Source organism: Streptomyces thermodiastaticus, assembly GCF_014656135.1.
GTDB classification, from domain to species: domain Bacteria; phylum Actinomycetota; class Actinomycetes; order Streptomycetales; family Streptomycetaceae; genus Streptomyces; species Streptomyces thermodiastaticus.
On the sequence record NZ_BNBV01000016.1, the window covers coordinates 95639 to 119073 of the forward strand.

Genomic DNA, 23435 nt, shown 5'->3' on the forward strand with positions numbered 1-23435 from the left:
CCGGTTGAAGCGTCAACCTGCGCGTCCGGTTCGCCGGCCGTGCGGGCGCCGTCCTCCCCGGACTGCGTGCGGCCATGCCGTGCGGGCATCACAGCTCCCCGGAGGGGTATTGGACGCCGTCCGGCCACGCGATGACAGTGGATGCGAGAGCGAATCCGCTCCTTCCCCCCGTTCGCACCGGAGTTCACGCGTGAGCCCTCGTCCCGACACCCCCTTCCCGGAGCGCTTGGCCGCGCTGTGGTCCGCGCCGGCGGACGCACGCGCCGGCCGGCCTGTGCTGGTGGCGATGCACGGCTGGAGCTACGACGAGACCCACCTGTTCGAGATCACCCGGCCTCTCCACGACGATGTGGTCGTCGCGTCGCTGCGTGCCCCCTACCCGGAGGCCGGCGGATACGCCTGGTATCCCCGCCAGGGGAATCCCATCGGCCACCCGCAGCCGTCCCTGGCGAACACCCTGGCCCGTGCCGTTCTGTCCTGGCTGGACGCCCAGCCGGCTTTCTCCTCGGTGGGGCTCATCGGTTTCTCGCAGGGCGGGGCCATGGCGTTGCAGGTGCTCCGGCAGGACCCGTCGCGTTTCTCGTACGCGGTGCAGCTGGGCGGTTTCGTGGTCTCCGGGGACCTGCCGGGCGACGGGCTGCTCACCTTGAGCAGGCCGCCCGTGTTCTGGGGGCGCGGTGCGCTGGACCGTGTGATCCCCGACGACGCGATCGCGCGCACGGAAACCTGGATCCGGGACCACGCCGACGGACAGGTGCGCGTCTACGCCGGACTGGGGCACGACGTGGCGGGCCGCGAGATCGACGACCTGATGGACTTCGTCCGCCGTCACACCCCTCGGCGGACATCATGAGACGACAAGAGAAAGGTGCCACCATGGTGCGGCACGACATCGAGTTCGACGCCGAGGGCGCGCTGCTGCGCGGATGGTTCTACGAGCCGGACCCCTCCGACGCACCCGCCCCGTGCGTGGTGATGGCCCACGGCTGGACGTCCACCAAACACATGTACCTCGACCGGTTCGCCGAGGTGTTCGCGGAGGCCGGCCTCGCCGTGCTCGTCTTCGACAACCGCGGCTGGGGCGATTCCGAGGCTGCCCCCGGAAACCCCCGGCACGAGATCGACCCCTGGGAGCAGATCCGGGACTACCAGCACGCCATCACCTACGCGCAGAACCGTCCGGAGGTCGACCCGGACCGGATCGGGGTGTGGGGCACCAGTTTCTCCGCCGGCCACGCCTTCGTCGTCGCCGCGATCGACCGGCGGGTGAAAGCCGTCAGCGGACAGGCACCGTTCATCAGCGGCCGCGCCACCTACGCCACCATCGCCCGGGTGCACAACCAGCTGGTCGGGCCGGAGATCTTCACCGCGGACCGGCGTGCCCGCGCGGCGGGGGAGCCCCCGGTCACCATGCCCGTCGTCGGAGACGACCCGGGGCAGCTGGTGGGCCTGCCCACACCCGACTCCTACGCCTACTTCACCCACGCACGCGAGACCCTCGACCCGGCCTGGCCCAACGAAGTGACCCTGCGCAGCCTGGAGCACGTCTACGGCTACGAGCCCGGACGGTATCTTTCGGACGTCACACCGACTCCGCTGCGGATGATCGTCGGCCGGGAGGACGGGCTGACCGGGGGGAACCTGGCGGCATCGGCGTTCGAGACGGCCGCCGAACCGAAGAAGATCGTCTTCCTTCCCGGCGGTCACTTCGCCGCCTACACCGGCGACGGCTTCGCCCGTGCCTCCGGGGCTTCCCGCGACTGGTTCCTGGAACACCTCACCAGGTGACGCGGTCGCCTGGCGCCGTGCCGTCGCCCCCGTGCCGGCGGGTCCGTGCCGCGCCTACGGCCCTGTCAGGAAGTGAGACGCAGGAGCCGGCCGAGCAGGTCCCCGAAGGGGCCGTCGGCCGGCTCCTCGGCGAACACCCGGCGCAGCAGTGCCGCGAGTTCCTCGTCGTAGGCGGCACTGACCGCGGCGAGCGCGGCGAAGTCGTGCACCAGCTGCCGCTCCAGCTCCGCGCGCGGGATGCGCCGGCCGTCCAGCCAGATCAGCGCGGTGGACTCGGCGAGGGAGATCCACGAACGGATCACCAACTCCAGCCGGGCAGGCGGGTCCTGCACACCCAGGTGCGCGAGGATCTGCTCGTAGGCGGCCTGCCGGACGCTGTTGATCAGCGCGTTCGTCGTGGAGGAACCGACCGCGGGACCGCCGCGCATCAGCGCGGAGAAACCCGGGCCGTGCTCGTCCACGAAGTCGAAGAACCGGCCCATCACCCGCAGCAGCCGTGCGCCCAGCGGGCCCTCGTGCGGCTCCACGAACCGGGCCGCGAGATCGTCCGAGGCACGTTTCAACGCCGCCTCGTACAGGCTGAGTTTGCCGGGGAAGTAGTGGTAGACCAGCGGGCGGGAGATGCCCGCCGCGGACGCTATCTCGTCGATGGAGACGTCGTCGGGGGAGCGTCGGCTGAACAGGTCGAGGGCGACCCCGATCAGCTGCTCCCGCCGCTCCGCGACTGCCATTCTGCGGCGCACCCCGGTGGTCATGCGCACACCTTACCGATCGCAACCCGTGAGGGAACGGGTCGATTCCGATCCGGTTGTCGCATCGAGGTGTGCGCTCGACGACGCGATGCGCCCTGCGCGTCAGCTCAGGCCGCGCAACGGACTGCCGTCACGCAAGGTGCCCTTGAGACCGGCCGTGACGCCCTGCCGGGCCCGTACGGTGAGCAGGCGGCCCTCGGCGGCCGCCTCGATACCGCCGGTCGTGGCGATGGACGCGGTGTCCTCGTCGCCCGCCGCGAGCAGGTACCAGTCGCCCTGCCGGGACTTCCACAGCACCCCGGCCAGCACGTGCGGGGAACGCGCCCCGCAGGCGGGCACACCCTCGTCCCGTGCGGTGACCGCGCCCGTCGTGCCGCCGGGTGTGAGGAACTGGGCCAGCACCCGCGGGGCGGTGCCGCGCCAGGTGTCCGCCCGGGTGCACGCCCAGGTGGCGGTGCCGCTGCCGTCCGGCAGCGGCTGCTCGGCGTACCGCCAGGTGTTGACCGACCGCACCCCCTGCGCGCGCACCTCGCTCAGCGCGCACGCATAGGGCGCCCAGGCGTGCAGCAGCTGCGTGTCCGCCGTCTCCTCAGGATCGGCGGGGCGGCCCGCGGTCAGCTGGGCGGGGACCAGTTCGCCCAGGTCGGCGAGCAGATGGGCGCCGTCGTCGCCGGTCACTTCCAGGACGTTCCAGGAGGTGCAGGGGCCGGAGCGGGCCGCCGGGCTGGACAGGGGCCCGGCGACGCCGTCCCGCAGCGCGAGGGCGGGCGCGTCCGAGGAGGGTTCGAGCAGGTCCCGTGCGGCGGCCCGGCGCACCCAAGGGGCTGTCAGATAGCGGACGTTGCCGTCGGAGCGGTCCAGCACCACGGCGGAGGCCGTCGCACCGGCCGCGCCGTCGACACGGGCGAAGTCCAGCGCGGCACCCGCCGTGGAGCCCTTCGGTTCGGCGTAGCGGACGATGCGCAGACCGTCGTAGAGGATCACCACCCGGGCGTCGTCCACCTCGCCCGCGTACAGCAGTTGCGGCGGGCCGGCGGGGCCGCCGGAGGCCGTGCCCGTGGTGGCGGTGACCCGGACGGACTCGCCCGGCCGCGCCCACACCGCCAGAGCGCGGCGCAGCAGGCCCGTGTCGCGGGTGAGGCCGCCGCGCGCGGGCCACACGGAGAAGTCCAGGCGCGCGGAGGTCTGCCAGGCGGTGGCCGGGACCCGGGTGAGCCGGGCCGGGTCGAGGGCGGCCTCGGCGGACGGGTTCTGCGCCCAGGCGGGCGCGGCGGCGCCGTCCGGGCCCCAGCCCTTGCCGGGCAGCACGACCAGCGCGCCGCACACGGCCAGGGCGGCGGCCGCGGCCAGCGCCGCCTTGGTGTGCCGGCGGCGCCGCAGCAGGTCGGTCGGGCGGGCCTGCAGCAGGCAGGGGTCGAACTCGGGGGAGTGCAGCAACGGGTACCGCGCGGGCACGCGGTCGGCCTCCCGCAGTGCGGCCCGGGGGTCGGTCACACCCGCGGCCGACAGCACCCGGCGCACCTCGTCGTCCGCCAGCCCCTCCAGGCCGCGCAGCACGTAGGCGGCGCGCGCCGGGCCGGACAGCGCGCTCAGCCGCTGGTCGAGGGCGAGTTCGTCGGCGCCGCCCGAGCGCGGGAACAGCTTCAGCCCCCACACCTGCGGCAGCGGCGGCGGCAGCCGGCGCAGCCACCGCGCGACGCGCCCGCCCCGGCCGGCCCTCAGCGCGGCTCGGACGACCTGTACGCGCAGAAAGGCGTAGCCGGGGCCGGCGGCGGCTCCGGTGGACCGCGCCGGGATCACCGGGGACGGAGTGCGGCCGCGCGGCAGGGCGCGCTGGGCGAGCGCGTGGGCGGTCAGGACGCGCCGGCTCCGGCCGAGGCCGGGCGGCAGCACCAGGTGGGCGAGCCGGACCAGCCGCGGATAGTGCTCGACGAGGGCGGCCTCCGCCTGCTCGACGTCGACGACCGGCTCGGGGGCGGACGAGGGGCGCGGGACGACATCGTGTGACTGCACGTTCAGCAGAACGAGCGATTCGTCGGATGGTCACCGCCGATCGGGTGTGCCAGGTGTCCCTGCCGCCGGGAAGGTGTGGCGGCGCGGACGCGCCGCGGCCGCGCGGGCGCGTCCGCGCCGTGTCACCGCGGCGCCGGCGGCACGTACTTGTAGCCCACCCGGCGCACCGTCTGGATCGCCGAACGGTGCTCGGCACCCAGCTTGCGGCGCAGCCGCGCGATGTGGACGTCGACGGTGCGGCCGTCGCCCACGTGGCCGTAGCCCCAGACCGTGGTGACCAGGTGGTCGCGGCTGTGCACCCGGTGCGGGTGGGCGACCAGGTGGGCGAGCAGCTCGAACTCCAGGTAGGTCAGGTCGAGCGGCCGCCCGGCCACCTCGGCGGTGCGGCGGGCGGTGTCGATGCGGACCAGGGCGTCGCCGTGCCCGGCCGCGGGCTTCTCGGGTGCGGGCGCGGCCGGCGGTGCGAACGGCGGCTGCCGGTCGGCCGGGACGAGGACCAGGTAGCCGACCATCGGGGGCCGGCCGGGCAGGCTGGGCAGGGTGTGCTGGGGCGCCGGCAGCCAGGTGGCGCCGGGCGGCAGCCAGGCCGCCACCTCGTCGGGCAGCTCCTCGCCCGGACGGGAGTCGGCCACCTCCCACCGCTCGTCCCGGTCGACGGCCCGCAGACGGTGGCGCGGGACGGCGGGGACGGGCGCGGCAGCGGCGGCGGTGGCGGTCGCGGTGGTCAGGGAACGGGTGGTCGCCATGAGAGGTCAGCTCTTTCGCGCGAGGACTTCGTCGGAAAGGGGCGACGGCGGCCGCGAGTTCGTGGTCGGGCGCGCCGCGCACCGTGCGTCACCTGCGCGCTGGCCGAGGCCGGGGTGTACGGCTTTCAGGGGCCCGCGCGTTCAGCGCGCGCAACACACCCGGTCGAAGTCGTGGTGCTGACGGGAAGGCCAGAAGGGCTCGAGGTCATGGCGACCTGTCGCATGGGTCTTCTGGAAGCTGGCCATGAGCCCATTGAAGCAGACCCGGCGCCCGGACAGCAGCCCGCTCTCACTGCGTGGACGCTTTCCCGCCGCCGGAGTTGAGCCCGGCGGGGCCGGACACCGGGGCGGCCGGGCGGGGGCATCCGGGCGGGTCCGGGCCGCGCAGGGGTGCCCGGGCGGGTCCGGATGCCCGCGTGCGGCGGACGCCCGTGCGCGCGCTGCCGGGGGTGTGCGCCGCGTGGCCCGGACAGAGCCCGGGCCACGCCGGGGCCGTGCTCAGCGGCGCGCGAGCGCGTCCCGTACGGCCTCCTCGGTGCGGGCCACCACCGCGGTGCCGTCGTCCGCCGTGATGATCGGACGCTGGATCAGCTTCGGGTGCTCGGCGAGCGCGGTGATCCAGCGGTCCCGGGCACCGGCGTCCCGCGGCCACTGCTTCACCCCCAGCTCCTTCGCCTCGGCCTCCTGGGTACGGGTGATGTCCCACGGCTGAAGCCCGAGCCGGTCGAGCACCTGCCGGATCTCGTCCTCGGTGGGGACGTCCTCCAGGTAGCGGCGGACGGTGTACTCGGCCCCCTCGGCGTCGAGCAGACTCAGGGCGCTGCGGCACTTGGAACAGGCCGGATTGATCCAGATCTCCATGCCGCCCACAGTAGCCCGGAACCCGCTCGCCGCCTGCGTCCCACGAGCCCCAAAAGCCCTGGTGGACAGGGGTTTTGTCAGTGCTCGGACGTAAAATTGAAGCAGTGTTCGAGGGTGTCGCCGGGGTGTTTCCCGGCGGCACTCCCACGCGACAGGAGGATGCCTGTGCCCGCTGCCGCAGCGAAGCCCAAGCCGTTGCCGACCCAGTCCACCGCGAAGCGTCCCGTCCTGCTCGACCGTCCCTACGCCCCCGTCCACAAGCGGCCGCTGCCGCCCGGCCGTCCCCGTGCCTGGTACATCGCCCACAACCGCCGGCTGAAGGCGATGCGGCTCGCCATCGCGCTGCTCGACTCCGGTGTCCACCGGCCGGAGAAGGCGTCCGACGCGGCCATCCGCGACATGGCCGAGGTCATCGGCGTGCACCCGCCGTCCGGCGCCACCTGCCACATGGTGCGGGCGCTGATGCGCTACCCGCGCTGACCGGCCGCGCCGTCCGCCCGCTGCCGGGTGCCCCGCTCACCACGGGCACCCGGCGGCGGCCCGGAGCCGGCCGCCGCCTCCCTCTCCGGCCGGGGAGCGCAAGCGATGCGTCGCCCTCACAGCCCCGGCGCGCCCCACACCGGGAACCAGCGGCCGAGATCCTGCTCGATCCGCAGATCGCCGGCCAGCAAAGACTTCATCTGCATCTCCAGCGCGTTGTCGCGGCGCTGCGCCCGGCCGGCGACCGGGCAGAACGGGTAGAACGTGCCGCGCTTGTACAGGTACACCAGCGCCAGCCGCCGGCCCGAGCCGTCGTGGAAGCCCACCAGCGAGCACAGCAGCTGGGGGCCGAAGCCGTTGACCTCCATCGCGCTGTTGACGGCGTGCAGATCGTTGACCAGATCGGACAGCTGGTCCGGGGAACGGTGCGAGACCAGCCAGGAGTAGCCGTACTCGTCCCGGGTCAGCTCCACCGGCGGGCCGGTGCGGTCGGTGTCCGCGTCCAGCAGGGCCTGCACCTCCCGGTGCATCTGCTCGAAGGCGGCGCCCTCCACCGTGGCGAAGCACACCGCGCCCCGCCCGGTCGGGGTGAAACCGGCCGCCGCCTCCAGCGTCACCGCCGCGGACGGCAGCGCGAACAGCTGGTCCAGGTCGGGCGGTACGGGCTTGCTGCGACCGAGCAGGATGTCCCACAGCCCCATCCGCTCAGCTCGCCTTTCCCGGCGTCGCGGCCTCGCCCAGCTCGACCGAGATCCGCCCCAGCTGCGCCAGCCGCTGCTCCAGGGTCGGGTGGGTGGAGAAGAACCGGGAGATGCCGGGCTCGGAGCCCAGCGCCGGAGTGAAGTAGAAGGCGTTGAACGCCTGGGCGGTGCGCAGGTCCTCGGAGGGGATCCGGGCGATGTCCCCGGTGACCTTGGTCAGCGCCGAGGCCAGCGCGGAGGGCCGCCCGGTCAGCAGGGCCCCCGCCCGGTCCGCGGCCAGCTCCCGGTACCGGGACAGCGCCCGGATCAGCAGGAAGCTGATCGCGTACACGGCCGCGGAGACACCCACGACCATGGCGAAGACCGCGAACGTGTTCTGGTCCCTGCGGCCCCGGCCGCCGAGCAGCTCGGAGTAGAAGGCGAACCGCACCACGAGTCCCGCGATCACACCCAGGAACGACGCGACCGTGATCACGGCGACGTCCTTGTGCGCAACATGGGACAGCTCGTGCGCGAGCACACCCTCCAGCTCGGCCGGCTCCAGCCGGCGCAGCAGCCCGGTCGTCACGCACACCACGGCGTTGTCCGGGTTGCGCCCGGTCGCGAACGCGTTGGGCATGTCCATGGAGGACACGGCGACCACGGGCTTGGGCATGTCCGCCAGGGCGCACAGCCGGTCGACCACCGCGTGCAGCTCGGGATGCTCCTCCGGCTCCACCACCTTGCCGTGCATGGCGAACAGCGCGATCCGGTCGGAGAACCAGTACTGCGCGGCCAGCACGGCCGCCGCGATCACCACGACCAGCACCCAGGATTTCAGCAGCACGATCAGCGCGGCCACGAACGCCACGTACAACAGCCCGAGCAGGAACAGCGTGACCCCCATGCGCACGGTCAGCCGGCGGTCGCTCCTGAAGCGGCTCTGCATCTGCATCACCCCGCAGTCCGGGCACCCCGTACCGAGGCACTCTTCCGATTCCAGTGTGCACCTGCGGGGCACCATGAACGGGTCGTGATCGTCTCCTGTGGTGGCAAAACATCACGGTGCGGCGCGGTGATCACCCGTGCCGCGCGGCGGGCGGGCATTCCGTCGCACGCCACCGGGGGCGGTTGCCGTGACCTGCCCCTGCACACGCGGCTGACCTGCGGCCATGTCAGGTACGGCAGCCCATGCGGCAGCGGATGCGGCCCATGTCAGGCAGCCGCTCCTGCGGCGCCGGCCGGCGTCCTCGAGCGCCGCCCGGCACAGCAGGCGCGCCCGCGCCAGGTCCTCCGCGGGTGCGTGCAGGCGCGCGTGCAGCGCCTCCACCACTCTCTGCGGTGCCGTCGACGTGTGCCGTGGATTGAGATGGCGCGACAGAGTCGTCTGGTCGATGCCCAGCCTGGAGGCCAGCGCCTGCTGGGTCGGCCGGGTGCCGCCCGGCGAGCCCTCGGCGTTCTCCCACCAGCTGCGCAGCAGCAGCGCCAACTGCACTCGCGGATCCGGGCCCTCGGCCCGGCCCCCTCGCTTCCGCGCCATGGTCGTGTCCCCCTCCCGGTCGGCGTCGCCACGGCCGGGCGCCCCCGCGTTCCACCTGGCACGGCAGGGCGGTGAACGGGCCGCACTCCTCGGGACGGACGCGGACACGCCGGCCGGTCGCGGCGGAGATGGCGCAGATGGTAGCGACGGGGACGACGGTCTCCGGCGCGCCGGGCACCGGCCGGGCCGGTGCCCGTGGCCGGTGCCGGACGGCCCGCCGCCCCGGGAACGCGGCCGTGTGCGCCGTGGCGGGGGGCACAGCGGGGCATCGGGCGGACGGTCCGCAATCACCCGTACGAGCGTCCGGCGCGGAGCCGGGCCGGAGCCGGGCGCTCACGCACAGGAAGGATCTGCACCGGGACCCGGTGCCCGTGCCCGCCGGCCCTCAGTACAGCGCGCGGGTCCGGGCGTAGCCGAGAAGCACGATCAGGGCGGCGATGCCGCCGAAGACGATGGCCGCCGACCGCCACGACGAGCGGCGCGGGACGGCCGGCTCCGCGCCGGCGAAGGACCGCGGGGCGGGCGACTCCTCCTGCCGGCGGGCGGCGAGCATCCGGGCCCGGGCGGAGGGTTCCTTGTGCACAGCCGCGTTCGCCCACTGGAGATCGAATTCCTGCTCGAACTCGTCGCGCTCGGTCACTTCCTCGTCACCTTTCCGGTGTTGCTGCGTGGGTGCGGGGGCCGGCGGTCGCGTCGGCTCCCCCTGTCTGTAGGAGACCTCCCAGGACGTGCATAGTTGCACGGGACATGGCAACGGTGCGGCGTCCGCGCAGGCGGGAGCGGGGGAGTGGGGGTACCCCGATCGGCCCAACATGCCGAGTGGCCGGCGGAGGGCTAGCCTCGTGGAAGAGATCGCGCCGTGGCGCCGCGGCCATCCGTCTCGTGCCTCACGTACCCGCACGAGTGGGTGGAGGGAAGGTTGTCATGACTGCACAGCGAACCAGGCGAGCCAGGCATCTGATCGCGACGACCGCGGCCGGGGTCCTGCTGGCCGGAGGGGCCACGCTCGGCACGACGGGCACGGCAGCGGCGGCCCCGGCCACCACGACGGCCACGACGACGGTCACGCAGGTCCAGGCCGCCCCGCAGGGCGGCGGTGGCTGCGACGGCGGCTGGTGGGGCGGCTGCGGCGGCCACGGCCGCTGGGGCGGCGGTTACTACGACGGCTTCGGCAGCCTGGGCGGCCTCGGCCTCCTCGGCGGGCTGTTCGGGGGCCTCGGCGGCCTCGGCGGCCTCGGGTCGTTCCTGTGGCCCTGGTGACGGTGCCTGAACGACACCTCTGACGCGGCCGAGGGCCGCCCCCGGATCACCGTCCGGGGGCGGCCCTCACACGTCGGTCGCCGTCGCCCGCCGCGGGCGGCGGCCACCCGTCACACGTCGAAGTACAGCTCGAACTTAAGCGGCCCCTCTGCTACCTGCTGCGGAGGGGCCTTAGCTCGTTGACCTGCTGTTTTGCGCGTTGATCTGCGTTTGGTAGTGCCAGACGCTATTGATCATCCTGCGGACTGTTTGCGGACTGCGGATCGTCACTCTTCGCGCTGGGGCGCGGCGGGAGCTCGTCCGTCTCGTGCGTGAGCCAACGCAGGAAGTCCCGGATGTACTGGCCGCGCTGCCGCGTCCCCACCATGGCGCCGGCCTTGTCCCACAGCTCCTTCTCGACCCTCACGGTCTGTCTCGGGGTCTTCTCTACGTTCGGCATGGCCTGAGCGTAGCCCCTTGCGGTGTCATGACACCAGGGTCTACGGTGGGTGTCATGACACCGGGAACCTCCCGGAACGTCGACGGCCCTACCTGCGTGCAGCAACACGAAGGCAGGGCCTGACGGATCACCTGCAGCAACAGGAGAACCGCTATGGCGCATTCTGCCATCAACACGCCCATCGTCTCCGCGATCCCCGTGCAGCCGTCTGCCGCCGGCCGGTCGCTTCCCGTCCTCAAGCCGGGCTTCCGCCTGGTGCCGACGCTGATCGGCCGTCCGGGCAACGAGGCCACGGTGTGGATCGAGTGCCCCGAGTGGTGCACGCTCGACCACGCCAACGACCGCCAGATCGCGCTCGAGGACGTCTGGCACTCCGGTGAGTTCGTCGACCTGGAGCTGCCGCACCGCGGCGGCACGGAGCTGCTGGCCTACTTCCGGCTGGGCCTGGACCCGTACAGCCGGGACGCGGACAAGCGGCGGACGTTCGTGTACGCCGAGGACGGCACCACCCCGTCGGGCTACTACATGGAGCCGGACCACCTCGACGCCGCGGCGGACCGCCTGGAGGTGACGGCCGCGCAGCTGCGGGCGCTGGCCCGCGCGGCCCGCGCCACCATGCACGACACCGACTCCGACCCGGACATGGACGAGGCGCTGCGCAGGGTCCGCGAGGGCCGGGCATGAGCGTTCCGGCCTTCGGGCCCACTGGGGTCCAGAACGTGCACGACGACGCCCCGGAGCCGTTCGCGGTCGTGCGGATCGACTACCGGGTGTCGCGTGACGAGCTGTTCGCGGCGCTGATGCTCGGGTTCACCGAGACGGACGTCGACCGAGACCCGGACCTGATGACCGTGGAGCAGATCCGCGGCGAGGTCGAACGCGCGCTGGCCATGGCGTCCGTCGACGAGATCTGGCGGGTCGTGGAGCAGGTTGAGGACGGCCGGTACAGCGGTCCGCAGCTGCGGCGCCTGGACGCCCTGTGGCGCGCCCTGGACCGGGCGTATCCGACCCGTCGCAGGAACCGGCCGGCGAACCCCGCGGGCAGGGGTCTGTCGTGAGCGCCGCCCGCGTGCCGCTGACTGAGGAACAGCGGGCCTACCTCCAGTGTGCGATCCAGACCCGGGACGGGCGCCGCTGCTTCTACTGCCGCCGGAACTTCCGGCGGAGGCCGGGGCGGCGCAAGACGCTCGACCACTACATCCCGCACCGGCTGTGGCCGGGCTGGGAGCTGGACAACCTCGTGCTCGCCTGCGAGCGCTGCAACCTCGCGAAGGCGGACAGCCTGCCGTGGCCGCTGGTGTGGCTGCTGCTGGCCGTCCACCGGCCCGAGCGGTGGGAGCTGGCCGCGTGAGCGCCTACCGAGTGCGCCGGCCGACCGAGGAGGCCGCGGTCTCCCGGGCGGCCCGGCGCCCCATCTACCGCCTTCCGGCCGTGCTGGCCGACATGACCACCGCGCACCGACTGGGCGACCGTGAGGGCCTGCTGCTGCTCGCCTGCCGGGCCGTGCGCGCAACTTCCCTGGAGGTGGGGGAATGATCGACAAGCCGTTCATCTTCGAGTGGTCCGGCCGGGACGCCGACGCGCTGCGCCGGGCGCTCCGGATGACCCAGGAACAGATGGCCAATCAGCTCGGCTGCTCCACGCGGACCATGACCCGCTGGTGCACGGGCAGGACGACCCGGATCTCCCAGGCGGTCCAGGAGGCCCTGGACGCGCTGTACGAGCGGCTGACCGAGCAGCAGGTGCGGCGCTTCCTGTACGCCCTGCAGAACGGGCCGGAGCCGCGGCAGGTGTCCTCCCCGGTAGTGATGGCCGCCGAGATGGCACTCATGCAGGCCCGTATCGACGAGCTGACCGCGCAGCTGGAGAAGGAGCGTCAGTCGTGAGCGAGAAGGTGTGGGTCGTCCTGGAAGGCGGCCGCCTGGAGCTGGTGGACGCCGCGCCGCTTCCTGCCGAGCGGTTCGACGACGGGCACTTCTGGATGTTCGACGGCTTCGGCTCGGACCTGGACGACCCGTACTCGTGCGGGCTGTGCGGCGAGGCGAAGTGGAAGGTGTACGGCACGCCGTGCGCGGTCGGCCGGACGCCGGAGGAACTGAACGCCGAGCGGGCCGCGTGGATCGCCGAGCACGCCTACGACGGTGAGCTCGAGTGGGTCATCCGCGGGGCCGAGCTGCAGGCCGCCTAAGCCGCAGGTCGCATCCCAAATGCCCCCCTCTTCGGAGGGGGGCTTCCCGGTGTCTCCCGCCGCCTGCCGTACCCCCTCGATTGCCTTGCCGCGGAGCACGCGTGCGGCATGCCGTTACCGGCCCTTTCCGCCTCGCTCGCAGAGGCCGAGGACAGGCCGCTGCAGCGGCACCCGATCCGCGCGAACCAGCCCCGCGGCGGCGGCCCGCCGAGGCCGTGCCCGAACCCCCACAGCCCTTTACCCCCAAGGGGTGCAGCCGTCCGGCGGCACCCCGGAAAGGACCCTTCGTGAGTGCCCGTTCCATCGCCGTCCGCGACCGCCGTACCGCCATCGGTCGGATCGCCCGGAGCCTTCAGCGGGACCGCGGTTACGCGCGGCCGGCCGAGGTGCTCGCCGCGGCCGCGGCGGCCGGTCTGAAGCCGTCACGAGCGGACGTCGCCTCCACCCTCGCCCGGCTCGGGATGCGCCGTCGCTGACGGCCCTTCCGTCCCCCCGTGCGCCGCGGGCTCTCCATGCGGCCGCGGCGGCGCGGCGGTGCCTGCCAGCCCACGGCCTGCGGCTCAGGGGACAGCCTGTCGACCTCCCCGCATTCGTCGACGGCTTCCAGGCCGGCGGAACGCTCGGCCTCGACCACACCGACCGCCCGCGGCGAGCTGCCGCAGCCGCCGACGGCCAGACCGACCGCCCGACACGGCGTCCTGCGGCTCCTGCTGCTCCACCCTCACGACCCCCGGCCCGCGCCCGCACTCCACCGGGCACGGCACAGGGGGCTTTCGCGTGGGTCCGGTAGCTGCGCGGCTGGGCGCAGCGCTACAGCGCGTGACGTCTTGTTGTTGTTGCCGCGGCACGGGCGGTGTTGCCGGGGGGGCTCAAGGCGCGCGCACGTCGCGCGCGCGCGAGGATCCCCCATCTACTCACTCTCTGTCAACCCCCGGGACGGGGCGTTTAGTGTGCGCCCGCTGATCGGTGGCGACGGCGAGACCGGTGGTGGCCCGGACAGTGATCCGCCGGACCGCTCGACCGGGTCACTGTCCGGCGGAGGCTGTCTCGCCGCCGTCGCCGCTGCCCAGCCGCGCCAGCTGAGCAGCGCCTCGGCATCAAGGCGGTGAAGGTGGCCGGCGCCGACGGCAAGGCGTCCCGCGGGTTCCGACTCGACGACCTTCTCGACGCCCGAGAGATCCCATTCGCACCCTGTGCCGACCCTGCACCGCTCTGGAACATCGCAGGTCATGGCATCGACCACCCTGCCCCGACCCTGCCCCAGCCGGGCAGGGTCCCCTCCGGCCCAACCCCGCCCCCGGGCACGGTCCGGGCAGGGGCGCGGACAGGGTCGACCTGCGGAATCGCAGTGTCAGAACAGGGTGTCAGGCGCCTGACGGCCGGCCCTGTCAGGGCGTCTGACAGCGCGTCTGCCTAGGGCAACGGGTGTCAGGTCCTCCTGACGGTGTCAGGTGTCAGGAGGCCGTCAAGGCCGCGGCGGTCGACTTCTTCCCGGGCAAGGCTGGTCAGCAGACCCGGTCCTGTGACCGCTTCAGGTCGGCCGGGCCGGAACGGCCAATCCCCTTCGGACGGGGCGCTCCGACGGTCGTGCCGCGCAGGTCGGGATCGCGACGCCCTCATGGTGGACCACGTCCCGGTTGACCCTGGACACAGCCTGGACAGGGCCTGGTTACCCCTGGACATCAGCCTGGACAGACGGGGGCAGAGCCTGGACAGGGGCCTGGACAGCGTCCACCCCATGTCCAGGAACAAATCGGGGCATGTCCACCCTGTGTCCAGGGGTCTGTCCACCCGTTACGCCCCGGTATGTCACGACCGCGCGCGCTCAGCGTGAAGTGGTGCCGCTGACCATGAGACCACCCGCCCGCCGGCATGACCGGCCCCGACCAGGCGTGGGCCGATGCGTGGACTGACATCGAGGGCGGACCCCTCGCCGTCGACGGCCACTCGTTCGGCTGACGCGCCAACGCGGCACGCTCCGTCGCGGGCGCCTTCGCCCACGACGTCCGCGGCCGCCGTCGAGCAGCTTCTCGCCGGCCTCTCCCGCCCCTGCCTGGTGCGTCAGAGGGCCGCAGACGGCCCGCCCCCCTTGGACGTAGAAGGGGATTCGAGGGTCTGGGCGTACCGTGCCGAAGAGCCCTGAGAAGGAGCCAACAACGGCCGGGCAGGGGCCGTATCCCAGGTGTACTCGCGCCCTCGGCAGGCATACGCCGTCCGTGTCCGTGACGCGGTCCGGGCCGAAGCCGCCGACGAGCAGCAGAACGGCCCGTAGGCCCCGAGGCCGCAGTCCAGGCCGCCCCTTCGACGCATGCCTGAAACAGCGCACCCTCCGCACGCTCCGAACCGCCTGCAGGGGGCGCCTTCGTCATTGCGCGCTTGGCTACGAGCCGAGCGATTCCATCAGGTGGTCGTCGAGGTCGGCGAACCATTCCTCATGCCGCCACGGCCGCAGGTCGGCGCGGGCGCGGCGCAGACGGATCGCCGCCACTCGGCCGCCGGTCGTCGACGCGGAGTCAATGCAGTCGTGCAGCAGCTCGGCGGCCGACTCCGGCTCGCCGAGACGGATCCGGGCTAGTGCCTGATCGGTCGCCACGATCGCCCGCTGCACCCGTTCACGTGGCGCCTGCAGTGCCTCGACCGACCGGGCGAAGTAGTCGTGCGCCTGGGCGGCATCGCCCACGTACAGGGACGTAACGCCTTCGAAGCCGCGCAGGTGCGCGGGTGAGAAACTGCTGGACGCTGGGTCACCCTCGCGGTCGCCGCTGTCGAGGTCGTACCAGGCGAGCGCGAGGGCAGACCGCGCATGCCGCTCGGCACCCGCACGCGCGGCGATCTCCGCCTGCAGGGCGTGCGCCCGTGCCCGCACGGTCACGCTTACGCCGGCGCGGGCGTCGCGCACCGCGGCGTCGACGAGTCGCTGCGCCGTCTCTATCCCAGGCGTCGAGTACAGGGTGACCAGGGCGTGACTCATGTGGACGACGGCGCGCCGCCACGGCGAGCCGGTGCCGCCCGCCGCGGCAGTCGCCTCGGCATACAGGGCTCGTGAGGCCGCGTCGTCGCGCGTCTCGAACGCTGCCCGGCCCGCGAGCGTGTACGCCTGCGCGGCGACCGCCCGCAGCTGTGGCAGCAGCGGCTCGGGAACGGGCGCGGCGAGCAGGCGCCGGCATGACTCGACGATCGGTGCGAGCAGCAGCTGCACCCGCACGAACGGCACGCTTCCGACCTGCCCGTTGATGTCGCCGACAGCGTGGCTCAGTGCGTCGAGCAGCCCCTCGTCGAGTCGCGACGGATCCGCAAGCACGGCCGACAGAGCGGCCTGTACCGACGAGCCGAGCAGTGCGAGCAACCCGCCGTCATCGGTCGCGGTCCGCACGAGCAGCGTGCGCAACTCCCCGAGGCGCCGCTCGCTCTCGCCCAGGTTCCCGAGCGCGTCGAGCAGCTCGGCGAAGTCGCTGCCGACGCCGAGGGACAGCCGCCCGTCGCTGCCGCGGGCGTACAGATGGGCGAGCAGCAGCTGATACCGCTCACCCGGCAGGATCGGTCTCGTGCTGGACTCCCAGCGGGCGACGGACCGCTGCACACTCGCGGCGCTCGCGTCGATTGGCTGCCCGAGGCCGGCCGCCGTGGCGACGAGGGCTCGGGCGAGATCGGCGAGCGACCACCCGCGAGACTGCCTCAGCTGTTTGAGTGTGGCAGCGCCAGCACCTCGATCGTGCGCGCTCATGGCCTCATGATGCCCCGCCGCGGCGTCTAGACGGGCACGATTAAGCGTGGCTTCCCCTGAGAGGCTGCATAGTTCAGGGTTTGCCACGTGCCCGACTGCCTCTCAGAACCTGCGAGCGGGAACCCGATCACCATCTGCGCGCGGTCGACCATGTACCGATTACGGGCGTGAAACGCGGGCGTCCGAACCTCGGCAGCACCCAGCTCAACGATTCCGGTGATCCGGTCGCGGCACCGCTCGATCGCCTGCCTCGCATCGGCCGGCTGCTGCGCCACCGTCCCCGGCACAACGATCATGATCCGGCTCCGCGAGTTGCCCGCCAGCCACAGCAGCGACAGGCTGTCGATCCCGCGGGCGCCACCGATGTAGAACTGCGCGTCGGGTGACGCCCACGGCCGCAGGTAGGTGCCGAACAGATCCGCGAAATACTCGATTTGGTGATGGCCCGTCTGCCGGGTTCCGGTAATCGCCGCAGCCAGAGGCATTGATCAACTCCGTGTCATAGGTTGTCAGATCCCCCACCGCCGCGCCCCGCAGTGAGATCGGCTCATGGACGCGATGACCGCCTCGGCCATTCTGGCCGACCACTGCGCAGCCCGAGGGCTGTCCGTCAGCGAACGCGACGATGGCGCACTGATCGTGAACAATCCCCTGCACCCGCGTGTCGGTGAGGTGCTCACCGCGCAGCGCGGCCGCTACCTCACCGACTACGGATACGAGATCGGCGAGCACGGCGACGAGCCGGCGACCGCCGACCGCCTCGTCTTCCTGCTCGGTCTGCCGTGTGTCCCCAGGCAGCCGACCGCGAGGACCGCGGAGGCTGCAGCGTGAGCACGACTCACCATGACGAAGGCGTAAACCAGATCGCGGCCCCGGTCGCCAAGGTGCCCAGGGCGGCACTCGACCATGCGGGGATCGTGCTGCCGGACCCCGCCGGCCTCACGGAAGAGCAGCGGCGCGGTGCCGCCTGCGTGTGGGGCGGCGAGCGCCTCACCGTCCAGACGGCCGTGGACCTCGGCGTGCGCACCGACGGGCTCGACGCCGAGCCAGATCTCGGCGGGCGATGGTACCCGCGTGGCTGCCGCCAGCACATCGCGGCCGCGGCGAACCTCGCGCTTGAGCAGCACATCGGGCACTGCGAGCAGTGCGTCGACGACATGTCCCAGTGCGCCACCGGCATGGCGCTCACCCGTCTGAAGAGGGAGGCCGGCCCGTGATCTGCGCCCGATGTGACCAGCCGATCCAGCCCGGCGAGCGGTACGTGCAGGTCGACAACCCGGGCGCCTCCGCGGCCGGCGCGACCCTGCACATCCACGCGGATCGCTGCGTGCCCGTGCCGCACCAGACCTACCCGGCCAACTCGTTCGGCCGGTGAAGGCCGGCGGCCGTCCCTGCCCCCGTCGGGGACGGCCGCCTCCCGGCTCCAGCGCCGGCCTCTCCGGCGAGCCGCACCAGCGGCTGGGCGTGCGGCCCGCCCAACGGGGCAGCACGGCGATCCGCTCATACGCCCGATCGCCGCGACAGCCTGACGTCGGAACTTGATGTGCTGCGGCTGCCAGCCCATGGCACGGACCTACAGGGCAAGGCACGGTCAGCGGAGCCTGATCGGGCGGGCGCGAGGCTCGACAGCGGCCCGATTCACCTGGGGACGGACACCTCCCGCCCGCTTCACCCAGACCGGGGCCGTGTACACGCTGCCCCCCTGTACGACTCTGGGACTTTCAGCCGGCGACCACTCCGGAGGCTGCTGGTACGGCTCCGGGTCGCCGCCCTCCAGCCACACCCGGCGAGCCGCGGCCCACCTGATCCGGCCGTAGTTCACCGCCAGCTCGTCACCCGGATCCTCCGCCCACTCCTGCGGCCGGTACACAGCCAGCCAGTCCGGCACGCCGCCCGACCGGGAGCGCAGCCGCCGCGGCCGGCTCACGCCGGCCCCCGCCAGCGCGACACTGCGGCACGCCGGGCCTGATCCTGCCGGGCCAGCGCGTCACGCGCCTCCTGCTCGTCGTCCTGCAGCTTCAGCGACGCCAACAGACGGGCCACCAGCGCCCGATGCTGCCGCAGCTCCTGCACCAGCGGGTTCGCCACGTCCTGGCCCATCGAGCCCTTCACCACCAGCGGCGCCGTCTGCAGCGCCACGTGCATCCGCTCGATCAGGTCGACTTCCCGGCAGGCGTCCTCCAGCACGCGCAGCTCGTCGGAACGCAGCTCCTGGGCCTCCACAATGTCCCGCCACAGGCGCGCGGCCTGCTCGCCGAGCCCGGCCGGCGGCTCCGGGGCCGGCGCAAAAGCCCCCTCCAGCACTTCCATGATCGAATCCCTTCGGTTGAAAATCACAGCACGGCGAGCAGGCAGAAGGTCGTGAGCTATACGGCCCCGATCCGGAAAGGCCGGCGGGGGACCCCAAACCCCCCCCAGGGTGGTCGCGGGCCGGCTGGTCACGGCCTGCTTGATCATCGCGGGTCTAGGTGTGCGCGATCACCTCGGTGAGGTCGGGCTGACCTCTGATGATCAGGACGTTGCCCGCGAAAGCAGTCGCGTGAAAGGACAAGGTGATCGGCACGACGACGTCGCACTCGGGACAGTGGACCTGCACCGTCGCGGTGGCTGCCACGCCTGCCTCCTCCGGTGCCCTGGCCCTCGGGTGGGCGCTGCCGGCTGCGGCGCCGCCCGGGGCCGTCGACGGCGCTGGTGCGGCTTGCGGTAGCCGGCTGTCGCACCATGGGTCTCAGCGCTCGTCATGCCAGCGAACGTGAGTGCCGTTGACGCCGAGTTCATGGGTCATGCCGTCTCGGACAGGTACTGCGTGACCGCTGCCTGCGCGCCTGTGAGGGTGTAGGCCGACCGACGTGCCCAGCCTGCGTCCCTCCAGCGTTCGGCCTGACTGGCTCGCTGCCTGACCTCTCCTGGTGTGGCCAGCGACAGATCGATCTGGTCCTGTCTGACGAGGTGGACCCACCGTGCGACAGGCTGGTGTCTGAGGTCTCGCCACGTGGCCACGATGGGGGACAGGAGCAGCCACTCGTCGGCCAGTACCCGATCGGTGGTGGGCTCGGGCAGGGCGGCCACGGCGTACAGGGCGTTGTCCCTGCCGCCGTCGCCTCCTGCCACCTGCACCATGTCGGCTCGGTCGTTGACGAGCTGGTCGAGCTGTACGGCCGCGCCTTCGGCCTTGTTGTAGGCGGCGGTCAAGGCGGGGTTGTTCCAGTCGAGGCGCTGGGGGTCGAGCTGGGACAGGTCGGCGGGCAGCTTGGCCGCAGCCTTGCGGACCGTGGCCATGAGGGCCGTGTACTCCTTCTGCAGGCCAGCGATCCATGCGGGGAGGCAGGCGCGGACGGCGTCGACGTACCGCTGGTCTGCCTCGTCGCGGAACCGGTCGGCGGCCCGCCGGGTGGCGTCGGCCAGCTGGAGGGCGGCGGCGTACTCGCGTATGGCCTGGGCGACGTCTGCGGCGCTGTCGGGCAGGGCGGGCGGCTCCGGGTCGTCCTGCCGAGCTGCGGCCTCCACGGCGGCCTGTACGGCTGCTGCTGCCCGCACCTGGTCGGGGATGTCGAGCTTGCGCCGCTCGGCCGCAGCCACGGCCTTCAGGGCAGCGGTGACAGGGATCATGCGGCGCCACCCCGGAAGAGGGCGTTGACCGCGGCCACGTCGGCGGCGTTCATGGTGGGCGTGGTGCCGCTGGCGGGGCCGTCCAGGTCCTGCTGGGCGAGCCGGTCGATCTCGTGCGCCTGAAGGGTGATGAGGCTGGCCGGCGGCGGGGCGACGTGGTTGAAGGCGTGGGTGACGGCCCAGTGCTTGTCGTCGGGGTCGGGGGTGGTGTTGTACTCCTCGGCGAGGCGCCGGAAGTCGGGCCGGGTGTCGGCGTAGGCGTCGAGGACGTCGCCCCAGCCGTAGTCGGCGGCCCTCTTGGCGATGGCGCGGGCGAGGATGCTGTCGCCCTGGTCGAGGGCGTGGCGCAGCTCGTCGGCGGCGGTGCGCGGGTCGTCGAGCTGGTTGGCCCGGTCGGTGGCGTTGCGTCGGGCGAGGAGGGCGTTGGGGTCGTTGCTGTCGGCGTGGCCGAACATGCGGCGCTGGAGGTCGGCGCGGCGGGTGCGCAGCTGGGCGGTGGTGTTGTCGCGCAGCTGGTCGAGGGCGTCCTGTGCTTCCTTGTACGCCTTGGCGGCCATCACCTGCTTGGCGTGGTCGCTGTAGACGCGGTTGTTCTGGATGCGCTTCAGCTTGGCGTTGTAGGCGTCGAGGATCTGCTCGCGGGTCATCGGTGGTTCCTTTCCTGGGTGGCTTCGGTGCGCGCGATGTGCTGCGCTCCGTTGAGTTCTTCTCGGATGGCTTCGGGTGGGACGAACAGCCGGACCAATTCGGCCATGGCGAGGACGACGGCCTCGGCGGTGGCGGGGTCGCAGCGGTGCAGGAGGCACTTCACGCTCTGGTCGTCGTCGCGGAGGGCCGCGGAGATGACCAGGGCCGCGGTCCGGTAGACCTGCGCGCTCACGTGCCGTCCTCCTCGTCGATCCAGTGGCGCATCTTGGCGAGGTGCCGGGCCTGGAGCCCGTGGGCGCGGTTTTCGTTCAGCTCGGCACGGCGTCGCCGGCTTCGCTCGCGTCGCAGCCGGGCCGCGGCTATCCGGGCCTGCACCTGCTCGTCGACGTAGTTGGCGGTCGTGGTCATGTCGGTGACTCCTGGTCGGTGGTGACTGCCGGAGTGGGCAGCAACAGGGGGTGCGTGGGGGCTCCGGTGATCTTGTGACCGGGTGGTGGGTGGTGGGTTGTGGCGGGTTTTCCGAAACTCCTACGCGCGCACGCATGGGAGGTTTTGGGGAGACCCGCCACAACCCACCACTTCCGCAGGTCAGGGCGCTTCGTCCTCCTCGCTGCCGGTGAGCATCAGCCCGAGCCAGACGGCTCCGATGTTGCGCTTCGCCTTCTCGTAGCCGCGGGCCTTCATGGAGGCTGCGAATGCCACCTCGGACCCGATCTCGTCGGCCTTGATGCCGTTGTCGTGGCACCAGCTGGACCAGGCCTGGAACAGCTCCCGAGCACGGACGGCACCGTGCCGGTTCGCCATGGTGCGCTCACTGAGGAAGCGTCCCAGGGTGTCGCTATCCGCCTTGTATTGCTCGGTGCGCACGCGCACCGCCTCGGGCGGGTTCAGTCCCTGCTGCTGGTAGTCGAGCCATCCGGCGTAGGCCCAAGCGAGCACGGCCGGGGCGGCCTGCTTCAAGCGGTCAGGCAGCCCGCTGTCACGTTCTTCTTCCGGGATGACGACATCGAAGGGGATGACGAGGAGACGCCGCCATACCGCCGGGTCATCGCCGCTGACTGCTGGCAGATGGTTGGTCAGCATGATCAGCGTGTGCGATGGGTCGAAGGTGATGGGGTTCTTGTGCATGTAGTTGGCTTCGATGGGGTCGCCGCCGACGAGCCGCTTCATAGTGGCTTCGGCGAACTTGCGCCCTTTCTCCGTCTCGGAGCAGAAGGCCAACCGGGCGCCTCGGAGCCGCATCTTGAAGGCGCCGTGCCGCTCGTGCTTGGACTCCATGAGCAGCGCGGGGTCGACTTCGATGGCGTAATCTCCGAACGCGCTCGCCACGGCGTCCCGCAGCGTGCCCTTACCGTTCGCGCCGGTGCCGGTGAAGATGGGCATGACGTGCTCGGTCTGCTTGCCGAGCATGGCGTAGCCGAAAAGTCGCTGCACGAACGCGCGCACGTCCTCATCAGGCAAGATGCGCTCCAAGAACGCTTCCCACTCAGGGGCCGACTCGTCGCCGATGGCGCCGCCGGCCACCTTCGTGATGAGGTCGGCCGGGTCGTTGGGTTTGATGGTCCCCTCGTGCAGGTCGACTGTGCCCGCGGGCGTGTTGAACAGGTACGGGTCGGCGTCAAGCGCCCGGGACGGCGCCGAGATCGGCTTCATGGCGCCAGCCAGCTTCAGCATCCCCTCGATGCCCGAAGCGCTTTCGGACTTGCGGACGTCCTGATACAGGGCGTCGCGTTCCTTGGTGGGCGGCATGGAGAGGACTTCTGCCAGAGCGTTCTTCGTGGTGGCGATTGCCGCCTCAACGTCGACTCGTTCCTCGTCGAGCTTCCAACGGGCGCCGTCCCAGTGGTGCCATCCGATGCCGTGGACGTGTCGCAGGTGGTCGCCGTGCTCTTCGACGAATCGCTCTGCCATACCCAGGTGACCGCGGTGGGAGTTACGGGGCAGGGGGACGATGTTCAGGCGGCGCGGGTTTGTCTCGGTCACGCAGCCTCCTGGTGCTCATAGGTCAGATACTTCCCCGGCTGTCCGGGGATGCGGATGGGCGGCCAGCCAGAGGTGGCCTTCAGCTGGTGGGGCGGGTAGGGCTTGGCGAGCGCGTCCAGCTCGGCGCGTGTGCGGTGGCCGACGAAGTTGGGCCTGATGCCCAGGTTCTTGAGCCAGTTGACGAGTTCTTCCTCGTCGCCGTACTTCCGCCACATCTCGGCGGCCTCGAGGGCTCCGGCCAGCCGGCGAGGGTCATCCGGAGGGAGGGCGATCCACGCACGGCTGCCGTACTTGGGGAAGTCGCGCGCGCACCAGGCGGCTTTGGCGTTGGCCCACAGTTCGGTGAGGACGTCAGCCGTGGCCGCTTCGCTCGTCCCCTCGGGCTGCGGTACGGTGGCTTCAGCTTCGCCGCCCGCGAGGTTCTTCTGAAACGCCCCGGCTACCACCCGGGGCGTTTCTGCGTTCCTGGTCATGCCGCGGCGCCTCCGGCCTGCGCCTGCTCGGCGTCCCAGGCGTCGAGGATCGCCACGTTGTAGAGCACCTTCCGGCCGCGCTTGACGCCGCCGGGGATGTATCCGATGTGCCGCCAGTACCGGACCGTGCTCGGGGCGGTCCTGTAGCGCGCTGCGACTTCGTTGGTTGTGAGGTACTTCGGTGCGCTCACCGTCACCACTGACTCCTCATGCAACTCGCATCTTCACTGAGTGATGATTCACGCTAGCAT

34 protein-coding genes are annotated in these 23435 nt (G+C 72.1%); 14 read left to right on the plus strand and 20 right to left on the minus strand.

Annotated features, from left to right (window positions below; translation table 11 throughout):
- Positions 1 to 190: 190 nt before the first annotated feature.
- Positions 191 to 853, plus strand: a complete 663-nt coding sequence (locus IE286_RS16200) for an alpha/beta hydrolase (RefSeq protein WP_229862895.1) — start codon at positions 191 to 193, stop codon at positions 851 to 853.
- Between the two features lie 23 nt (positions 854 to 876).
- Positions 877 to 1788: an alpha/beta hydrolase gene (locus IE286_RS16205; RefSeq protein WP_189797440.1), complete on the plus strand. Its 912-nt coding sequence runs from the start codon at positions 877 to 879 to the stop codon at positions 1786 to 1788.
- Positions 1789 to 1853: 65 nt separating this feature from the next.
- Here IE286_RS16205 and IE286_RS16210 read toward each other — a convergent pair whose 3' ends face one another.
- From IE286_RS16210 to IE286_RS16225, 4 genes are all read right to left on the minus strand, one after another.
- Positions 1854 to 2543: a TetR/AcrR family transcriptional regulator gene (locus tag IE286_RS16210; protein WP_189797441.1), complete on the minus strand. Its 690-nt coding sequence runs from the start codon at positions 2541 to 2543 to the stop codon at positions 1854 to 1856.
- 99 nt (positions 2544 to 2642) lie between these two features.
- Positions 2643 to 4553, minus strand: coding sequence for a hypothetical protein (locus IE286_RS16215; RefSeq protein ID WP_189797442.1), 1911 nt, complete (start codon positions 4551 to 4553; stop codon positions 2643 to 2645).
- A 122-nt stretch (positions 4554 to 4675) separates the two neighbouring features.
- Positions 4676 to 5299 (minus strand): winged helix-turn-helix domain-containing protein, encoded by a 624-nt coding sequence (locus IE286_RS16220; RefSeq protein ID WP_189797443.1) that lies wholly within the window; start codon positions 5297 to 5299, stop codon positions 4676 to 4678.
- A gap of 498 nt (positions 5300 to 5797) precedes the next feature.
- Positions 5798 to 6160 carry an arsenate reductase family protein gene (locus tag IE286_RS16225; RefSeq protein ID WP_189797444.1) on the minus strand — a complete coding sequence of 121 codons (363 nt, stop codon included), beginning with the start codon at positions 6158 to 6160 and terminating at the stop codon, positions 5798 to 5800.
- Between the two features lie 165 nt (positions 6161 to 6325).
- Here IE286_RS16225 and IE286_RS16230 point away from each other — a divergent pair, with 165 nt between their 5' ends.
- The gene (locus IE286_RS16230; RefSeq protein ID WP_189797445.1) at positions 6326 to 6640 is read left to right on the plus strand and encodes a hypothetical protein; all 315 of its coding nucleotides are present in this window, start codon (positions 6326 to 6328) and stop codon (positions 6638 to 6640) included.
- Between the two features lie 116 nt (positions 6641 to 6756).
- On the opposite strand, the gene pspAB is transcribed toward IE286_RS16230, so the two are convergent.
- The 4 genes from pspAB to IE286_RS16250 form a co-directional block, all read right to left on the minus strand.
- Positions 6757 to 7341, minus strand: coding sequence for a PspA-associated protein PspAB (gene pspAB, locus IE286_RS16235; RefSeq protein ID WP_189797446.1), 585 nt, complete (start codon positions 7339 to 7341; stop codon positions 6757 to 6759).
- Positions 7342 to 7345: 4 nt separating this feature from the next.
- Entirely contained in the window at positions 7346 to 8269 is a 924-nt protein-coding gene (gene htpX, locus IE286_RS16240) for a zinc metalloprotease HtpX (protein WP_189797447.1), read from the minus strand.
- 111 nt (positions 8270 to 8380) lie between these two features.
- Entirely contained in the window at positions 8381 to 8860 is a 480-nt protein-coding gene (locus IE286_RS27210) for a hypothetical protein (RefSeq protein WP_229862899.1), read from the minus strand.
- 385 nt (positions 8861 to 9245) lie between these two features.
- Positions 9246 to 9500: an SCO2583/SCO2584 N-terminal domain-containing protein gene (locus IE286_RS16250; protein WP_189797448.1), complete on the minus strand. Its 255-nt coding sequence runs from the start codon at positions 9498 to 9500 to the stop codon at positions 9246 to 9248.
- 284 nt (positions 9501 to 9784) lie between these two features.
- On the opposite strand from IE286_RS16250, the gene IE286_RS16255 reads away from it, so the two are divergent.
- On the plus strand, positions 9785 to 10120 hold the full coding sequence (locus IE286_RS16255) for a hypothetical protein (protein WP_189797449.1): 336 nt from the start codon (positions 9785 to 9787) through the stop codon (positions 10118 to 10120).
- A 226-nt stretch (positions 10121 to 10346) separates the two neighbouring features.
- Here IE286_RS16255 and IE286_RS16260 read toward each other — a convergent pair whose 3' ends face one another.
- On the minus strand, positions 10347 to 10559 hold the full coding sequence (locus IE286_RS16260; protein ID WP_189797450.1) for a hypothetical protein: 213 nt from the start codon (positions 10557 to 10559) through the stop codon (positions 10347 to 10349).
- 153 nt (positions 10560 to 10712) lie between these two features.
- Between IE286_RS16260 and IE286_RS16265 the strand changes: the two genes are divergently transcribed.
- From IE286_RS16265 to IE286_RS16295, 7 genes are all read left to right on the plus strand, one after another.
- Positions 10713 to 11243 (plus strand): DUF6907 domain-containing protein, encoded by a 531-nt coding sequence (locus IE286_RS16265; protein ID WP_189797451.1) that lies wholly within the window; start codon positions 10713 to 10715, stop codon positions 11241 to 11243.
- Positions 11240 to 11617, plus strand: coding sequence for a hypothetical protein (locus IE286_RS16270; protein WP_189797452.1), 378 nt, complete (start codon positions 11240 to 11242; stop codon positions 11615 to 11617). Before IE286_RS16265 ends, IE286_RS16270 begins: the two co-directional genes overlap by 4 nt.
- Positions 11614 to 11910: an HNH endonuclease gene (locus IE286_RS16275; protein ID WP_189797453.1), complete on the plus strand. Its 297-nt coding sequence runs from the start codon at positions 11614 to 11616 to the stop codon at positions 11908 to 11910. Before IE286_RS16270 ends, IE286_RS16275 begins: the two co-directional genes overlap by 4 nt.
- A complete protein-coding gene (locus IE286_RS16280) occupies positions 11907 to 12095 on the plus strand; it encodes a hypothetical protein (protein ID WP_189797454.1) in 189 nt (62 codons plus the stop codon). Before IE286_RS16275 ends, IE286_RS16280 begins: the two co-directional genes overlap by 4 nt.
- On the plus strand, positions 12092 to 12445 hold the full coding sequence (locus IE286_RS16285; RefSeq protein ID WP_189797455.1) for a helix-turn-helix domain-containing protein: 354 nt from the start codon (positions 12092 to 12094) through the stop codon (positions 12443 to 12445). Before IE286_RS16280 ends, IE286_RS16285 begins: the two co-directional genes overlap by 4 nt.
- Positions 12442 to 12747, plus strand: coding sequence for a hypothetical protein (locus IE286_RS16290; RefSeq protein WP_189797456.1), 306 nt, complete (start codon positions 12442 to 12444; stop codon positions 12745 to 12747). Before IE286_RS16285 ends, IE286_RS16290 begins: the two co-directional genes overlap by 4 nt.
- 287 nt (positions 12748 to 13034) lie before the next feature.
- A complete protein-coding gene (locus tag IE286_RS16295; RefSeq protein WP_189797457.1) occupies positions 13035 to 13223 on the plus strand; it encodes a hypothetical protein in 189 nt (62 codons plus the stop codon).
- Between the two features lie 1904 nt (positions 13224 to 15127).
- Here the strand turns inward: IE286_RS16295 and IE286_RS16300 are convergent.
- The gene (locus IE286_RS16300) at positions 15128 to 16471 is read right to left on the minus strand and encodes an NsdA family TPR-like regulatory protein (protein ID WP_189797458.1); all 1344 of its coding nucleotides are present in this window, start codon (positions 16469 to 16471) and stop codon (positions 15128 to 15130) included.
- 26 nt (positions 16472 to 16497) lie between these two features.
- Positions 16498 to 16956: a DNA-processing protein DprA gene (locus tag IE286_RS16305; protein WP_189797459.1), complete on the minus strand. Its 459-nt coding sequence runs from the start codon at positions 16954 to 16956 to the stop codon at positions 16498 to 16500.
- Positions 16957 to 17020: 64 nt separating this feature from the next.
- On the opposite strand from IE286_RS16305, the gene IE286_RS16310 reads away from it, so the two are divergent.
- The 3 genes from IE286_RS16310 to IE286_RS16320 are packed head-to-tail and all read left to right on the plus strand — an operon-like array spanning position 17021 to position 17846.
- Positions 17021 to 17302, plus strand: coding sequence for a hypothetical protein (locus tag IE286_RS16310; protein ID WP_189797460.1), 282 nt, complete (start codon positions 17021 to 17023; stop codon positions 17300 to 17302).
- Positions 17299 to 17688, plus strand: a complete 390-nt coding sequence (locus tag IE286_RS16315) for a hypothetical protein (RefSeq protein WP_229862901.1) — start codon at positions 17299 to 17301, stop codon at positions 17686 to 17688. The genes IE286_RS16310 and IE286_RS16315 overlap by 4 nt, the downstream gene beginning before the upstream one ends.
- Positions 17685 to 17846: a hypothetical protein gene (locus IE286_RS16320; protein ID WP_189797461.1), complete on the plus strand. Its 162-nt coding sequence runs from the start codon at positions 17685 to 17687 to the stop codon at positions 17844 to 17846. Before IE286_RS16315 ends, IE286_RS16320 begins: the two co-directional genes overlap by 4 nt.
- 548 nt (positions 17847 to 18394) lie before the next feature.
- Here IE286_RS16320 and IE286_RS16325 read toward each other — a convergent pair.
- From IE286_RS16325 to IE286_RS16365, 9 genes are all read right to left on the minus strand, one after another.
- Entirely contained in the window at positions 18395 to 18781 is a 387-nt protein-coding gene (locus tag IE286_RS16325) for a P27 family phage terminase small subunit (protein ID WP_229862903.1), read from the minus strand.
- 154 nt (positions 18782 to 18935) lie between these two features.
- Complete coding sequence (locus tag IE286_RS16330) at positions 18936 to 19085, minus strand: hypothetical protein (RefSeq protein WP_189797462.1); 150 nt, start codon at positions 19083 to 19085, stop codon at positions 18936 to 18938.
- 167 nt (positions 19086 to 19252) lie between these two features.
- Positions 19253 to 20080: a hypothetical protein gene (locus tag IE286_RS16335; protein ID WP_189797463.1), complete on the minus strand. Its 828-nt coding sequence runs from the start codon at positions 20078 to 20080 to the stop codon at positions 19253 to 19255.
- Positions 20077 to 20727 (minus strand): hypothetical protein, encoded by a 651-nt coding sequence (locus IE286_RS16340; protein WP_189797464.1) that lies wholly within the window; start codon positions 20725 to 20727, stop codon positions 20077 to 20079. Before IE286_RS16340 ends, IE286_RS16335 begins: the two co-directional genes overlap by 4 nt.
- Complete coding sequence (locus tag IE286_RS16345; protein WP_189797465.1) at positions 20724 to 20960, minus strand: hypothetical protein; 237 nt, start codon at positions 20958 to 20960, stop codon at positions 20724 to 20726. Before IE286_RS16345 ends, IE286_RS16340 begins: the two co-directional genes overlap by 4 nt.
- Complete coding sequence (locus IE286_RS16350; protein WP_189797466.1) at positions 20957 to 21136, minus strand: hypothetical protein; 180 nt, start codon at positions 21134 to 21136, stop codon at positions 20957 to 20959. The genes IE286_RS16345 and IE286_RS16350 overlap by 4 nt, the downstream gene beginning before the upstream one ends.
- Before the next feature lie 180 nt (positions 21137 to 21316).
- On the minus strand, positions 21317 to 22711 hold the full coding sequence (locus IE286_RS16355) for a DNA primase family protein (RefSeq protein ID WP_189797467.1): 1395 nt from the start codon (positions 22709 to 22711) through the stop codon (positions 21317 to 21319).
- Complete coding sequence (locus IE286_RS16360) at positions 22708 to 23184, minus strand: DUF2742 domain-containing protein (protein ID WP_229862906.1); 477 nt, start codon at positions 23182 to 23184, stop codon at positions 22708 to 22710. The genes IE286_RS16355 and IE286_RS16360 overlap by 4 nt, the downstream gene beginning before the upstream one ends.
- Positions 23181 to 23375: a helix-turn-helix domain-containing protein gene (locus IE286_RS16365; protein ID WP_189797468.1), complete on the minus strand. Its 195-nt coding sequence runs from the start codon at positions 23373 to 23375 to the stop codon at positions 23181 to 23183. The genes IE286_RS16360 and IE286_RS16365 overlap by 4 nt, the downstream gene beginning before the upstream one ends.
- Positions 23376 to 23435 lie beyond the last annotated feature (60 nt).

Coding starts and splice junctions, on each gene's coding strand:
- IE286_RS16205 (WP_189797440.1), top strand. CDS start 877: ATGGTGCGGCACGACATCGAGTTCGACGCCGAGGGCGCGCTGCTGCGC.
- IE286_RS16210 (WP_189797441.1), bottom strand. CDS start 2,543: ATGACCACCGGGGTGCGCCGCAGAATGGCAGTCGCGGAGCGGCGGGAG.
- IE286_RS16220 (WP_189797443.1), bottom strand. CDS start 5,299: ATGGCGACCACCCGTTCCCTGACCACCGCGACCGCCACCGCCGCCGCT.
- IE286_RS16225 (WP_189797444.1), bottom strand. CDS start 6,160: ATGGAGATCTGGATCAATCCGGCCTGTTCCAAGTGCCGCAGCGCCCTG.
- pspAB (WP_189797446.1), bottom strand. CDS start 7,341: ATGGGGCTGTGGGACATCCTGCTCGGTCGCAGCAAGCCCGTACCGCCC.
- htpX (WP_189797447.1), bottom strand. CDS start 8,269: ATGCAGAGCCGCTTCAGGAGCGACCGCCGGCTGACCGTGCGCATGGGG.
- IE286_RS27210 (WP_229862899.1), bottom strand. CDS start 8,860: ATGGCGCGGAAGCGAGGGGGCCGGGCCGAGGGCCCGGATCCGCGAGTG.
- IE286_RS16255 (WP_189797449.1), top strand. CDS start 9,785: ATGACTGCACAGCGAACCAGGCGAGCCAGGCATCTGATCGCGACGACC.
- IE286_RS16260 (WP_189797450.1), bottom strand. CDS start 10,559: ATGCCGAACGTAGAGAAGACCCCGAGACAGACCGTGAGGGTCGAGAAG.
- IE286_RS16265 (WP_189797451.1), top strand. CDS start 10,713: ATGGCGCATTCTGCCATCAACACGCCCATCGTCTCCGCGATCCCCGTG.
- IE286_RS16270 (WP_189797452.1), top strand. CDS start 11,240: ATGAGCGTTCCGGCCTTCGGGCCCACTGGGGTCCAGAACGTGCACGAC.
- IE286_RS16285 (WP_189797455.1), top strand. CDS start 12,092: ATGATCGACAAGCCGTTCATCTTCGAGTGGTCCGGCCGGGACGCCGAC.
- IE286_RS16300 (WP_189797458.1), bottom strand. CDS start 16,471: ATGAGCGCGCACGATCGAGGTGCTGGCGCTGCCACACTCAAACAGCTG.
- IE286_RS16305 (WP_189797459.1), bottom strand. CDS start 16,956: ATGCCTCTGGCTGCGGCGATTACCGGAACCCGGCAGACGGGCCATCAC.
- IE286_RS16310 (WP_189797460.1), top strand. CDS start 17,021: ATGGACGCGATGACCGCCTCGGCCATTCTGGCCGACCACTGCGCAGCC.
- IE286_RS16325 (WP_229862903.1), bottom strand. CDS start 18,781: ATGGAAGTGCTGGAGGGGGCTTTTGCGCCGGCCCCGGAGCCGCCGGCC.
- IE286_RS16335 (WP_189797463.1), bottom strand. CDS start 20,080: ATGATCCCTGTCACCGCTGCCCTGAAGGCCGTGGCTGCGGCCGAGCGG.
- IE286_RS16340 (WP_189797464.1), bottom strand. CDS start 20,727: ATGACCCGCGAGCAGATCCTCGACGCCTACAACGCCAAGCTGAAGCGC.
- IE286_RS16350 (WP_189797466.1), bottom strand. CDS start 21,136: ATGACCACGACCGCCAACTACGTCGACGAGCAGGTGCAGGCCCGGATA.
- IE286_RS16360 (WP_229862906.1), bottom strand. CDS start 23,184: ATGACCAGGAACGCAGAAACGCCCCGGGTGGTAGCCGGGGCGTTTCAG.